At 40.8% G+C, this 13,285-nt stretch carries 8 protein-coding genes, 1 tRNA gene and 1 pseudogene; all 10 read left to right on the top strand.

The annotated features are described in order from the left end of the window. Nucleotides 1–186 (top strand): annotated as a pseudogene (tuf, locus tag BM122_RS18270) (elongation factor Tu); the annotation flags it as partial. An 84-nt stretch (nt 187–270) separates the two neighbouring features. Further along, a tRNA-Trp gene (locus BM122_RS18265) sits at nt 271–346 on the top strand. 186 nt (nt 347–532) lie between these two features. After that, nucleotides 533–877 (top strand): preprotein translocase subunit SecE, encoded by a 345-nt coding sequence (gene secE, locus BM122_RS18260; RefSeq protein ID WP_074906972.1) that lies wholly within the window; start codon nt 533–535, stop codon nt 875–877. Nucleotides 878–898: 21 nt separating this feature from the next. Further along, nucleotides 899–1,432, top strand: coding sequence for a transcription termination/antitermination protein NusG (gene nusG, locus BM122_RS18255; RefSeq protein WP_074906971.1), 534 nt, complete (start codon nt 899–901; stop codon nt 1,430–1,432). Between the two features lie 107 nt (nt 1,433–1,539). Next, the gene (gene rplK / locus BM122_RS18250) at nt 1,540–1,971 is read left to right on the top strand and encodes a 50S ribosomal protein L11 (protein WP_074906970.1); all 432 of its coding nucleotides are present in this window, start codon (nt 1,540–1,542) and stop codon (nt 1,969–1,971) included. A 1-nt stretch (nt 1,972) separates the two neighbouring features. Continuing rightward, nucleotides 1,973–2,668, top strand: a complete 696-nt coding sequence (gene rplA / locus BM122_RS18245; protein ID WP_074906969.1) for a 50S ribosomal protein L1 — start codon at nt 1,973–1,975, stop codon at nt 2,666–2,668. Between the two features lie 262 nt (nt 2,669–2,930). Then, nucleotides 2,931–3,446: a 50S ribosomal protein L10 gene (gene rplJ / locus BM122_RS18240; protein ID WP_074906968.1), complete on the top strand. Its 516-nt coding sequence runs from the start codon at nt 2,931–2,933 to the stop codon at nt 3,444–3,446. Nucleotides 3,447–3,523: 77 nt separating this feature from the next. Beyond that, entirely contained in the window at nt 3,524–3,904 is a 381-nt protein-coding gene (rplL, locus tag BM122_RS18235; RefSeq protein ID WP_074906967.1) for a 50S ribosomal protein L7/L12, read from the top strand. A 158-nt stretch (nt 3,905–4,062) separates the two neighbouring features. Then, entirely contained in the window at nt 4,063–8,136 is a 4,074-nt protein-coding gene (rpoB, locus tag BM122_RS18230; protein ID WP_074906966.1) for a DNA-directed RNA polymerase subunit beta, read from the top strand. Between the two features lie 52 nt (nt 8,137–8,188). After that, nucleotides 8,189–12,442: a DNA-directed RNA polymerase subunit beta' gene (gene rpoC, locus BM122_RS18225; protein WP_074906965.1), complete on the top strand. Its 4,254-nt coding sequence runs from the start codon at nt 8,189–8,191 to the stop codon at nt 12,440–12,442. Nucleotides 12,443–13,285 lie beyond the last annotated feature (843 nt).

Below are 13,285 nucleotides of genomic sequence, written 5' to 3'. Positions count from 1 at the left end.
AGGACAACAGACGTTACGGGATCGATAGAGCTTCCAGCAGGCACTGAGATGGTCATGCCTGGAGATAATATTTCGGTGGTTGTCAATCTTATTGCCCCTATTGCGATGGAAGAAGGCCTGCGGTTTGCCATTCGTGAAGGTGGCAGAACTGTTGGGGCAGGCGTTGTAGCTAAAATTATTGAGTAGATAAGTAGTATTCCAATTTATTTTTATGTTTTGAAATTCTGTTATAAAAATAATGTATAAAATGCAAAGTGTTGTGTAGAAAATAGGCCAGTAGCTCAATTGGCAGAGCGTCGGTCTCCAAAACCGAAGGCTGGGGGTTCGATGCCCTCCTGGCCTGCCAAAATTGAATTTATTTCAGAAAATCGATTGAATTAAAATTATGATGGGTTTTAGTTTTTGATAAAAGTAAGTCATTATATTTAAGTAAGGGATTATTAATTTTGCTTATGGATCTGATTGTCAATCTGAAATTAAGAAATTATTAAGAAGGCAAAGCTGGTTATCTATCGTCAGGGGTGGTGTCTGGGTGAATAAATTTAAATTGACGCTTGCTATATTATCGATAATAGCTGGTGTTGTAGGTTTTTACTATTTGCGCGATAGCGCAATGGTTGTTCGCGTTTTGCTTTTGTTGCTAGGCATAATTCTGGGAATTACAATAGCTTGGTTTACTGATCAAGGCAAGCAATTTTATGCATTTAGCAGGGAGTCAATTGAAGAAACAAAAAAAGTGATTTGGCCTGGTCGAAAAGAAACGATGCAAACCGCAGGTGTGGTCTTTGCTTTTGTAATAGCTATGGCAGCTTTTTTATGGCTAGTAGATACCGGATTGATGGCGATCATTAGGTTTGTAATGGATCAAGAGGGCTAGCTAAATGATCCGGGTGGTAAAATGAGCAAAAAATGGTATGTGATTCACGCGTATTCTGGCTTTGAAAATAGCGTCAAGAGAGCATTGGAGGAACGTATTGCTCGTGCTGATATGGAGGATAAATTTGGCCAAATATTGGTTCCTGTAGAAGAGGTGATGGAAATTAAGGGTGGTCAAAAAAATATCAGCGAAAGGAAATTTTTCCCTGGTTATGTATTGATAGAAATGGAAATGACTGATGAAACCTGGCATTTGGTTAAACATACAGCCAAGGTCAGCGGTTTTGTTGGTGGTTCTCTAACGAAACCGACACCCATCAGCGAAAAAGAAGTTCAAAATATACTCAATCAGATTCAAGAGGGCGTAGAAAAGCCTAAACCAAAAATACTGTTCGAGATTGGCGAGGCTGTGCGTGTTAAAGAAGGGCCATTTACAGATTTTCATGGGAATGTTGAGGATGTTAATTACGACAAAAATAAATTAAGAGTATCCGTTTCAATTTTTGGTCGACCCACACCCATTGAATTAGATTTTGATCAAGTCGAAAAATCCTAATTTCTCACAAAAGATAGCTCAATTTAGAAAATAGAAGTTGTTATTGTTTTGTATCACATCGGGGAGAATGTTATAGGCATTCAATAGAACCCAAAAGGAGAATAATTTTGGCAAAAAAGATTATCGGCTATATCAAGTTGCAAATACCGGCTGGAAAAGCTAATCCAAGCCCCCCTATTGGCCCTGCCCTTGGGCAGCGTCAACTTAACATTATGGAATTTTGTAAAGCATTTAATGCGGCTACACAGAAAATGGAGCCGGGTTTGCCTGTCCCAGTAATCATCACGGCTTATGCAGACAAAAGCTTTACATTCGTTATGAAAACAACACCTGCCACGGTATTAATTAAAAAGGCTGCAGGTATAAGTAAAGGAAGTGCTAAGCCACACGTTGATAAAGTAGGGAAATTAAGTCGTAATCAAGCAGAAGAAATAGCTAAATTAAAAATGCCGGATTTAACTGCAGCGAATATGGATGCTGCAGTTAAATCTATTGCTGGTAGTGCAAGAAGCATGGGTGTGGAAGTGGAGGGGTTATAGAATGGCACTTGTTTCTAAACGATATGCAGTGATAAACAAAAAGGTAGATCATAATAAATCCTACTCGCTAGCAGAAGCCATTACACTTATAAAAGAAACTGCAACTGCAAAATTTGATGAATCAGTTGATGTTGCCATCAATTTGGGGATAGATGCAAGAAAATCAGATCAAGCGGTACGTGGATCAGTTGTTTTACCGGCAGGCACAGGCAAAGTGGTGCGTGTTGCTGTTTTTGTCCAAGGAGATAAAGCTAAAGAAGCGCTTGATGCGGGCGCAGATATTGTTGGTTTTGAGGATCTTGCGGAAAGAATTAAAGCAGGCGAGATTAACTTTGATGTCGCTATTGCAAGTCCAGATGCGATGCGTATTGTTGGTCAATTAGGCCAAATCCTAGGGCCGCGAGGACTCATGCCCAATCCAAAAGTAGGCACGGTAACACCGGATGTTTCAGCTGCTGTGCGGAATGCCAAAGCAGGCCAAGTACAGTTTCGAGCAGATAAAGCAGGTATTGTGCATTGTACAATCGGCAGGGCATCGTTTGAGCCTGATGCACTTAAGAAAAATATTTTGGCGCTAGTAGATGCGCTAAATAAATCAAAACCACCTACATCCAAAGGTGTGTATCTAAGACGAATGACTCTTTCCAGTACCATGGGTGTGGGAGTGAGAGTCGATCAATCCGGTTTAGAGCATTGATTTACAGACTTTGGGCTATTGGCGTTTATAGTCAATAGGTTATCAAAGACCGTTGGGGTTTCATGTTCGCTTTAAATAAAGATGATCAAATTTGCAAACTTGAGACTTAATTATCATGAATTTATCGAATGGTACCCAACGCAGATGGCGTATCCAGAACAGGATTTATTGTTTTCTCCTGAATATAGATCGCCGCTTTTTAGTATGGAAGATATCGTGATTATTCCGATATAACTCCAGAATTTAACGTGGAGGATGTATCTTGAGTCTTAATCTTGAACAGAAAAAAGCAATAATTGCAGAAGTTGGCGCGCAAATAGCCGATGCGCAGGCGGTTATATTGGCTGAGTATCGTGGATTGGAAGTTAGTAAATTTACGCAATTACGGGCTAAAACACGTGAGTGCGGAATATATTTTCGCGTAGTTAAAAATTCATTTGTACGCCGCGCAGTGAAGAACACGCCATATTCTAATCTTGCTGATCAAATGGTAGGTCCTTTGGTGTATGGTATTGGTCGTGACCCGGTGGCTACTGCCAAAGTACTTCATGAGTTCGCAAAAAATAATGATAAATTTGTTATTAAAGCTGGAGCTATAACTGGAACTGTCTTGTCTAACAAAGAAGTTGCAGCCTTAGCAAGCTTACCAAGTAGAGAGGAACTATTATCAAGATTGATGGGAACGTTGCAAGCACCAATAGCGAAATTTGTGAGAACACTTAATGAAGTGCCTACCAGCTTTGTGCGTGGATTAGCTGCTATACGTGATCATAAATGATTCATTCAGCTTTTGAAAGCAAATTTTTGCGCATTTTTAGAATTAATCAGAATTTAATTTATTGTTAGGAGAAAGAAATGGCTGTGGCCAAAGAAGAAATTTTAGACGCAATTGCTAACATGACGGTATTAGAGCTGTCTGAGCTAATTAAGAATATGGAAGAAAAATTTGGAGTCTCCGCTGCAGCGACTGCTGCTGTTGCCGTTGCTGCACCTGCTGCTTCAGCAGCTCCGGCAGCAGAAGAGCAAACTGAATTTTCTGTCGTACTAACCTCAGCAGGAGATAATAAAGTTAATGTAATTAAAGTGGTTCGCGCAATAACAGGTCTTGGGTTAAAAGAAGCGAAAGATTTGGTTGATGGCGCTCCAAAAGCAGTAAAAGAAGGAATTTCCAAAGCTGATGCCGAAGGGATTCAGAAACAACTTATTGAAGCAGGAGCTGCTTGCGAAATTAAGTAATATCGCCGTTATGAAAGTATTGGCTGGCAGAAGTAAATATACTGCCGGCCTTTACTTTCTTTGATGTTTTGCCGAGCATTTACTGTGGTAGCCAGTAAATGACTATTTGGATAAATATGACTATTTAATCCTCATTATTCTGCGCCTGGAGAAAATTGATGAACTATTCGTTCACTGAGAAAAAACGTATTCGAAAAAGTTTTGCTAAACGTGCCAGCGTCTTACCAATCCCTTTTCTTCTCGCAACTCAACTTGAATCATACGCAGCTTTTTTGCAAGAGAAAGTCGCGCCTAATAAGCGTGCTAATCAAGGGTTGCAGGCAGCGTTTAATTCAATTTTTCCAATTGAGAGTCATTCGAAAAATGCTCGCATTGATTTTATTAGCTACTCCCTTGGGATACCAGTATTTGATGTTAAGGAATGCCAGCAACGTGGCTTGACTTATGCATCTCCTTTACGCGCCAGAGTACGTTTAACTCTTTTAGATAAAGAGATTTCTAAACCGACAGTAAAAGAAGTTAAGGAGCAAGAAGTATACATGGGAGAGATCCCTCTCATGACAGACACTGGCTCATTTATTATTAATGGAACGGAGCGAGTAATTGTTTCTCAGCTGCACCGTTCCCCGGGTGTGTTTTTCGAGCATGATCGTGGAAAAACACATTCGTCAGGTAAGTTGCTTTTTTCTGCAAGGATTATTCCTTATCGAGGCTCATGGCTTGATTTTGAGTTTGATCCCAAAGATTATGTCTATTTCCGTATTGACCGCCGACGCAAAATGCCCGTGACAACTTTATTAAAAGCAATGGGTTGTACGCCGGAACAAATTCTCGCTGATTTCTTTGTATTTGATCATTTTTATTTTTCTAAAAATGTAATTTTATTTGATTTAGTGCCTGAACGTTTGCGGGGTGAAGTAGCAAGTTTTGATATTACTGATGATAAAGGTAAAGTAATTGCTCAAAAAGATAAACGTATTACAGCAAAACATGTTCGAGAATTATTGCAAACCGGTATAAAACAGATCGCGGTTCCAGAAGAGTTTTTGATTGGAAAAATCTTGGCGCAAGATATTATAGATAAGGAAACTGGTGAAATTATAGCGTTAGCTAACGATGAAATTACAGAAGCTATACTTGGGAAAATAAGTCGAGCTAGAATTGAGCAAATTAGTACGCTTTATGTCAATGATCTTAATTACGGTTCTTTTATTTCTCAGACGTTGAGAATAGATGAAACCATTGATCAGACTGCAGCTCAAGTGGCAATTTATCGGATGATGCGTCCTGGCGAACCTCCTACTGAGGAAGCTGTTACCGCTTTGTTTAATGGGCTATTTTATTCACCCGAGCGCTATGATTTGTCAGTAGTGGGACGCATGAAATTTAATCGCCGTGTTGGACGCTCAGAGCTAACGGGTTCTTCTACCTTATCTAATTCCGATATTATCGATGTGATCAAAATATTGGTGGAATTACGCAATGGTCGTGGAGAGATAGATGATATCGATCATTTGGGGAATCGTCGTGTTCGTTCAGTTGGAGAATTAGCTGAGAATCAGTTCAGAGCTGGATTGGCGCGAGTTGAAAGAGCGGTTAAAGAACGACTTAGTCAGGCAGAATCAGAGAATCTTATGCCTCATGATTTAATCAATGCTAAACCGGTATCCGCTGCGGCTCGTGAATTTTTTGGCTCTAGTCAATTATCCCAATTTATGGATCAAACGAACCCTTTATCAGAGATTACGCATAAAAGACGTATTTCCGCATTAGGGCCAGGTGGTTTAACACGTGAACGAGCAGGTTTTGAAGTGCGCGATGTCCACCCAACACACTATGGACGTGTATGTCCTATTGAAACGCCAGAAGGGCCCAATATTGGTCTGATTAATTCGCTGGCACTTTATGCGCAAACTAATGAATATGGATTTATTGAGACACCTTATAGAAAAGTAATAGATGGGAAAGTTACCGACGAAATCGTTTATCTTTCTGCTATTGAAGAAAGTCAATATATGATTGCTCAAGCGAATGCAAGACTTGATGCAGAAGGAAGATTCGTAGATGAAATCGTTTCATGTCGTCAAAAGAATGAATTTACATTGGCGCCTAAAGATCAAATCGAGTATGTAGATGTTGCGCCAGCCCAGATTGTTTCCGTTGCCGCTTCGTTGATCCCTTTTCTAGAGCATGATGATGCCAATCGTGCTTTGATGGGTTCTAATATGCAGCGCCAAGCTGTTCCTTGTTTACGTGCGGAGAAACCATTTGTTGGGACTGGAATAGAACGGGTTGTGGCAGTTCATTCTGGTACCGCTGTGAGAGCAGTGCGTGGAGGAGTAGTTGATTACGTAGATGCAAGCCGTATCGTAGTGCGCGTGCACGATATTGAAACACGTCCAGGAGAGGTGGGGGTAGATATTTATAATTTGATTAAATATACCCGTTCAAATCAGAATACTAATATTAATCAACGCCCATTAGTAAAAGTGGGTGATGTTCTGGCGCGCGATGACGTCATCGCCGATGGTGCATCGACTGACTTGGGCGAACTTGCATTAGGGCAAAATATGCTGGTGGCTTTTATGCCATGGAATGGATATAACTTTGAGGATTCCATTCTTATCTCTGAGCACGTCGTATCTGATGATCGTTTTACCTCTATTCACATTGAGGAATTATCAATAGTAAGTCGTGATACTAAGCTTGGTACAGAAGAAATTACTGCTGATATTCCCAATTTATCTGAGCGTCAACTTGCACGCTTGGATGAATCCGGGATTGTTTATATCGGTGCTGAAGTTGAAGCAGGCGATGTATTGGTTGGTAAAGTTACTCCGAAAGGTGAAACGCAATTAACTCCAGAGGAGAAGCTGTTACGAGCAATTTTTGGTGAAAAAGCTTCTGATGTTAAAGATACTTCTTTGCGAGTACCCTCCGGTATATCCGGTACCGTGATTGATGTGCAAGTATTCACCCGAGAGGGGGTAGAACGAGATAAGCGATCTAAGAAAATTATCGATGATGAATTGTCTCGCTATAAAAAAGATCTGGCTGACCAGATGCGCATAGTTGAGGCAGATGCATTCATGCGCATAGAGCGTTTACTTATTGGCAAAACAGCAACCGGTGGCCCTAAGAAACTCGCTAAAGGCACACTTATTACGAAAGAATATCTGGAGAGTATTGATCCTCACTATTGGTTTGATATCCGCTTGGCCGATGAAGATGCAAGCATACAGCTAGAGCAGATAAAAGACAGCATGGCACAAATGCAGAAAATGTTTGATAGTGCTTTTGAGGAAAAAAGAAAAAAACTTACACAAGGGGATGAATTGCCGCCAGGTGTCCAGAAAATGGTAAAAGTTTATGTTGCAGTTAAGAGGCGTTTACAGCCCGGAGACAAAATGGCGGGCCGTCATGGAAATAAAGGTGTCATTTCAAGAATTGTGCCTGTAGAAGATATGCCTTATATGGCCGATGGTACTCCTGTTGATATCGTCTTGAATCCTTTAGGCGTGCCATCGCGTATGAATGTAGGACAGATATTGGAAGTTCATTTAGGATGGGCGTCAAAAGGAATGGGTAAAAAAATTAATGAGATGTTGCGTGAGCAGAGAGAAATTACCGAGCTCAGAGCGTTTCTCGATAAAATCTATAATAGCAGCGGTAAGAGAGAAGAAACTAACTCATTAAATGACGAAGAAATATTAGAGCTTGCAAAAAATTTAGTTGATGGCGTGCCCTTTGCGACGCCTGTTTTTGATGGTGCTACAGAAACAGAAATAAAGGATATGCTTGAATTAGCCGGTTTGCCCCGATCAGGACAGATAACACTTTATGATGGTAGAACAGGTGCTGCTTTCGATCGACCTGTTACCGTAGGTTATATGCATGTGCTTAAGCTGCACCACTTAGTTGATGACAAAATGCATGCTCGTTCTACCGGACCCTATAGCTTAGTGACGCAGCAACCTCTTGGTGGCAAAGCTCAATTTGGTGGTCAACGTTTTGGTGAAATGGAGGTATGGGCGCTAGAAGCATACGGAGCTGCCTATACCCTGCAGGAAATGTTGACCGTTAAGTCAGATGATGTGAATGGCCGTACCAAGGTATATGAAAGCATTGTCAAGGGGGATCACAAAATAGATGCGGGAATGCCAGAATCATTTAATGTATTGGTAAAAGAAATTCGATCGCTGGGGTTGGACGTTGATTTGGAACAACATTGAAATCTTAGTTGAAGATGTTTTATGCCGACCTATAGATTATTAGGAGTGACAAATGAAAGCGCTGCTTGATTTATTTAAACAAGTTACTCAGAAAGAAGAGTTTGATTCAATTAAAATTGGTCTTTCCTCTCCAGAAAAAATACGTTCTTGGTCATACGGTGAAGTAAAAAAACCTGAAACGATAAACTATCGTACCTTTAAACCAGAAAGGGATGGGTTGTTCTGTGCCAAGATTTTTGGTCCAGTAAAAGACTACGAATGTTTGTGCGGAAAATATAAACGCTTAAAACATCGTGGCGTGATTTGCGAAAAATGTGGGGTAGAGGTGACCTTATCTAAGGTTCGGCGCGAGCGAATGGGACATATTGAATTAGCATCTCCCGTAGCGCATATCTGGTTTCTGAAGTCATTACCTTCCCGTTTGGGACTGGTATTAGACATGACATTACGAGACATTGAGCGCGTGCTCTATTTTGAAGCTTATGTAGTAACTGATCCAGGCATGACACCACTTATTGAAGGTCAGTTGCTGACTGAAGACGATTACCTCAATAAAACGGAAGAATACGGAGATGATTTTTCTGCAAGTATTGGTGCAGAAGGTATACGAGATCTGTTGAATAAAATGGATATTGTTGCGGAAATTGATTCTCTCCGTCGTGAAATGCAGAGTACAGGGTCTGAAACTAAGCTAAAAAAAATAGCTAAACGCTTAAAAGTACTGGAAGCATTTAATAAATCAGGTATAAAACCAGAATGGATGGTATTAACGGTACTACCGGTACTGCCGCCAGAATTGAGACCGCTTGTGCCATTAGATGGAGGGCGTTTCGCAACCTCTGATTTAAATGATCTATACCGTCGTGTTATTAACCGGAATAATCGGCTGAAACGCTTGCTCGAGCTTCGAGCGCCTGAAATTATCGTGCGTAATGAAAAACGTATGCTACAAGAGTCAGTCGACTCACTTCTTGATAATGGGCGTCGTGGCAAGGCTATGACAGGAGCCAATAAACGGCCATTAAAGTCTCTCGCAGATATGATTAAAGGCAAGGGAGGGCGATTTCGCCAGAATCTACTGGGTAAGCGCGTCGATTATTCTGGGCGATCAGTCATTGTGGTGGGTCCTCAGCTTAAGTTACATCAATGTGGCTTACCGAAAAAAATGGCGCTTGAACTGTTCAAGCCGTTTATTTTCAACAAGCTAGAAGCTATGGGTATTGCCAGCACCATTAAGGCAGCCAAGCGAGAGGTAGAAAATGAGAGTCCAGTAGTGTGGGATATCTTGGAGGAGGTTATCCGAGAGCATCCGGTAATGTTAAACCGAGCGCCAACACTTCATCGATTGGGTATTCAGGCGTTTGAGCCAGTGTTAATTGAAGGCAAGGCAATTCAGCTACATCCTCTTGTTTGTGCTGCCTTTAATGCGGATTTTGATGGAGACCAGATGGCCGTACATGTTCCATTATCTCTTGAGGCACAAATGGAATGTCGTACCTTGATGATGTCAACTAATAATATTTTGTCTCCCGCTAATGGCGAGCCTATTATCGTACCCTCGCAAGACATCGTGCTCGGGTTGTACTATATGACTCGGGAAAAGGTCAATGCGCGAGGTGAGGGTATGTTTTTCCCGGATGTCGCCGAGGTATCACGTGCGTATGAAAATCACGTTGTTGAGCTTGATACCAAAGTGATAGTAAGAATAAAGGAAGTTGAAAGGAGCAAGGAAGAAGGAAAACAAGTAGAAAAAATTACACGTTATGAAACAACAGTAGGTCGCGCATTATTATCGGAAATCTTACCAGATGGACTTCCTTTTTCTGTGATCAATAAGGTGCTCAAGAAAAAGGAAATTTCAAAGCTGATCAATACATGCTTTCGTTTATGCGGTTTACGTGAAACAGTTATTTTTGCAGATAAACTCATGTATTCGGGTTTTTCCTATGCAACGCGAGGTGGCATCTCTATTTGTGCGGATGATTTGCTTACACCTGTTCAAAAAAATGACATCATAAAAATTGCGGAGAAGGAAGTACAGGAAATAGCATCTCAATACACTTCAGGCTTAGTGACCCAGGGCGAGCGCTATAACAAAGTAGTGGATATTTGGGGACGTGCCGGCGATCAGGTTGCTAAAGCGATGATGGATCAATTAAGTGTAGAGCCTGTATATGATTCCTTAACAGGAAAGATAAAGCAAGATGAGAATGGCAATCCGATAATGCAGGAATCATTCAATTCAATTTACATGATGGCCGATTCAGGTGCGCGCGGCTCGGCAGCTCAGATTCGGCAACTTTCGGGCATGCGTGGGTTAATGGCTAAGCCTGATGGTTCTATCATTGAGACACCTATTACAGCAAATTTCCGTGAAGGGCTGAATGTACTGCAATATTTTATTTCTACTCATGGCGCACGTAAGGGACTTGCTGATACAGCATTGAAAACGGCTAATTCTGGCTACCTTACTCGCCGTTTGGTGGATGTTACTCAGGATTTAGTGATTACTGAAGAGGATTGCGGCACAGAAAATGGTGTTGTAATGAAAGCGCTGATTGAAGGTGGTGAGGTTATTGAGGCGTTACGTGAACGAATACTTGGTCGAGTAACTGCGCAAGACATCGTTAATCCAGAAAACCAGGAGACTCTTTATCCTGCAGGCATTTTACTTGATGAAGAGACTGTTGAAAAAATTGAATTATATGGGATTGATGAGGTTAAAGTACGTACCCCGCTTACGTGTGCAACCCGGTATGGGTTATGTGCCAAGTGTTATGGGCGTGATTTAGGCCGAGGGACAGCAGTAAATGTTGGTGAGGCAGTGGGTGTGATTGCTGCACAATCTATTGGCGAACCTGGGACACAACTGACCATGCGGACATTCCATATCGGGGGAGCTGCTTCTAGAACAGTAGTGGTGAGTCAGGTTGAGAGTAAATCAAATGGCGTGATCCATTATTCTCCTACGATGCGATATGTAAAAAATGCTCGCGGAGAATTGATAGTCATCTCTCGCAGTGGAGAAGTGGTCATTTATGACGAAAATGGACGTGAGCGAGAACGCCATAAAGTACCTTATGGTGCAACGTTACTCGTGCATGATGGTGAAGTGGTAAAAGTGGGCAAAGTGTTAACAACATGGGATCCCCATACACGTCCTATTATCGCAGAATATAGTGGCAAAGTACGTTTTGAAAATGTTGAAGAAGGTGTGACAGTAGCAAAACAAATTGATGATATAACGGGTTTATCTACACTTGTTGTCATAGATCCAAAGCGTCGTGGTGCTACGCAAACTAAGGGATTGCGTCCATTGGTTAAATTTTTGGATGAAGAAGAAAAAGAAATAAAAATTGCGGGTAGTGATTTGCCAGTTAGCATCACATTCCAAATTGGCTCGATCATTTCTGTACGGGATGGACAGCAAGTAAGTGTTGGGGAGGTATTAGCCCGTATTCCGCAGGAAACTTCAAAAACCCGTGATATTACGGGTGGTCTACCGCGTGTAGCTGAATTATTTGAAGCTAGATCGCCTAAGGATGCCGGTTTATTAGCGGAAGTTACTGGAACAGTATCTTTTGGTAAAGATACAAAAGGAAAGCAACGACTCGTCATTACCGATCTCGATAATATTGCACATGAATATCTAATTCCAAAGGATAAGCATGTTATGGCGCATGATGGCCAAGTTGTAAATAAAGGGGAGACGATTGTTGATGGTCCTGCTGATCCACAAGATATATTACGTCTTCAAGGAGTGGAGGCATTAGCCCGGTATATTACTGATGAAGTACAAGATGTTTACCGTTTACAGGGTGTAAGGATAAACGATAAGCATATTGAAGTGATTGTTCGTCAAATGTTGCGTCGTGTACAAATCATTGATGCAGCAGATTCATCTTTTATTCCTGGCGAACAAGTTGAGCGAGCTGATGTGCTAGCAGAAAATGAGAAACTGCTTGCTGAAAATAAAACTCCTGCAACATACGAATATATGCTACTAGGCATTACTAAAGCATCGCTCTCAACAGATTCATTTATCTCTGCTGCTTCCTTTCAAGAGACAACCCGCGTTCTTACAGAAGCGGCAATTATGGGAAAAAGAGATGATCTGCGCGGATTAAAAGAGAATGTTATTGTAGGAAGATTAATTCCTGCAGGAACAGGGTTATCGTTTCATAATATCCGTAAAAAGCAAAGGCAACAATCAATGGCTAATATAAGCACTCATTTACCTGAAAAACTTGCGGAAGAAACAGATAATGAATCTATTATTGCTAATAATGACGTTTCCTTAAAATAGCATTTAAATTAAAAACCGCAGTTGGTGAGTAAGTGTGTCAGGTGCGAGGCAGGATGCTATGAAGCTGCAGAGAGCATCTTTTGCAACGGAAAATAACATCGCATTCGCGCCTGGAGCCATATATGATGCATTTTGTAACGGTTTCATTATTCTGATACATAAGAAAATTTCAAAAATGCCTCTATATGTCATGTATTTAACTCTCCAATCAAACGAATAACCGCTGTTTTAGGTTTAATAGAGATATTGATTTTTATGTGTATTCAGCCAGGAAGCAGACGATTTTAGTTTTTAGTTATATGTATGCAAACTATTCATTAAGGATACCTCTAGAAATTGATATTTCGTCACAATACATCGTTGTTCACAAAAATATTTCCTTGTATATCAATTATATGCTGCGTCAGTATTTTTTTGCGCTTGTCTCGTCTTTTTTAAAGCTCTGAATTTTTAGAGGTATCCTTAATTCATTAGCTTAATCTAACCGGTAGCTTAGCCATGAAATCTTGATAAAAAAAAATACTGATCGTATCTCCAAAGTATGAAATTCATCCTTAATTAATATTACATAAGAAGAATAATTCATATTTCAAAATCCTTGACACAGATAGGGTCAAGGAAGTAGGCTTGAAAGTTATAAGTAAAGAAAAAAGAAGTATTGGCTAGTATTGATTTTATGCTCAAGCTATCGGAAGAAATGGATAGTCATTTTTAGATGGGCATGAATGGATAACAACATAAGAAAAGAAGGAGAGAGGAATGAATGCCAGAAAATGGCTGAAGGGGCTAGCGATAGCCTGTGGAGTAATGTTTGCGGGAGCACTGCATGCGAACCTGTCGACC

Origin of the sequence: Nitrosomonas communis (assembly GCF_900114745.1) — a bacterium.
In the GTDB taxonomy this organism is placed as follows: Bacteria; Pseudomonadota; Gammaproteobacteria; order Burkholderiales; family Nitrosomonadaceae; genus Nitrosomonas; species Nitrosomonas communis_A.
This window is presented reverse-complemented; position numbering and strand designations above follow the sequence as displayed.

Excerpts from the sequence above, each read along its gene's own strand:
- rplL (WP_074906967.1), top strand. The coding sequence starts at position 3,524 with ATGGCTGTGGCCAAAGAAGAAATTTTAGACGCAATTGCTAACATGACG.
- rplA (WP_074906969.1), top strand. The coding sequence starts at position 1,973 with ATGGCACTTGTTTCTAAACGATATGCAGTGATAAACAAAAAGGTAGAT.
- rpoC (WP_074906965.1), top strand. The coding sequence starts at position 8,189 with ATGAAAGCGCTGCTTGATTTATTTAAACAAGTTACTCAGAAAGAAGAG.
- rpoB (WP_074906966.1), top strand. The coding sequence starts at position 4,063 with ATGAACTATTCGTTCACTGAGAAAAAACGTATTCGAAAAAGTTTTGCT.
- nusG (WP_074906971.1), top strand. The coding sequence starts at position 899 with ATGAGCAAAAAATGGTATGTGATTCACGCGTATTCTGGCTTTGAAAAT.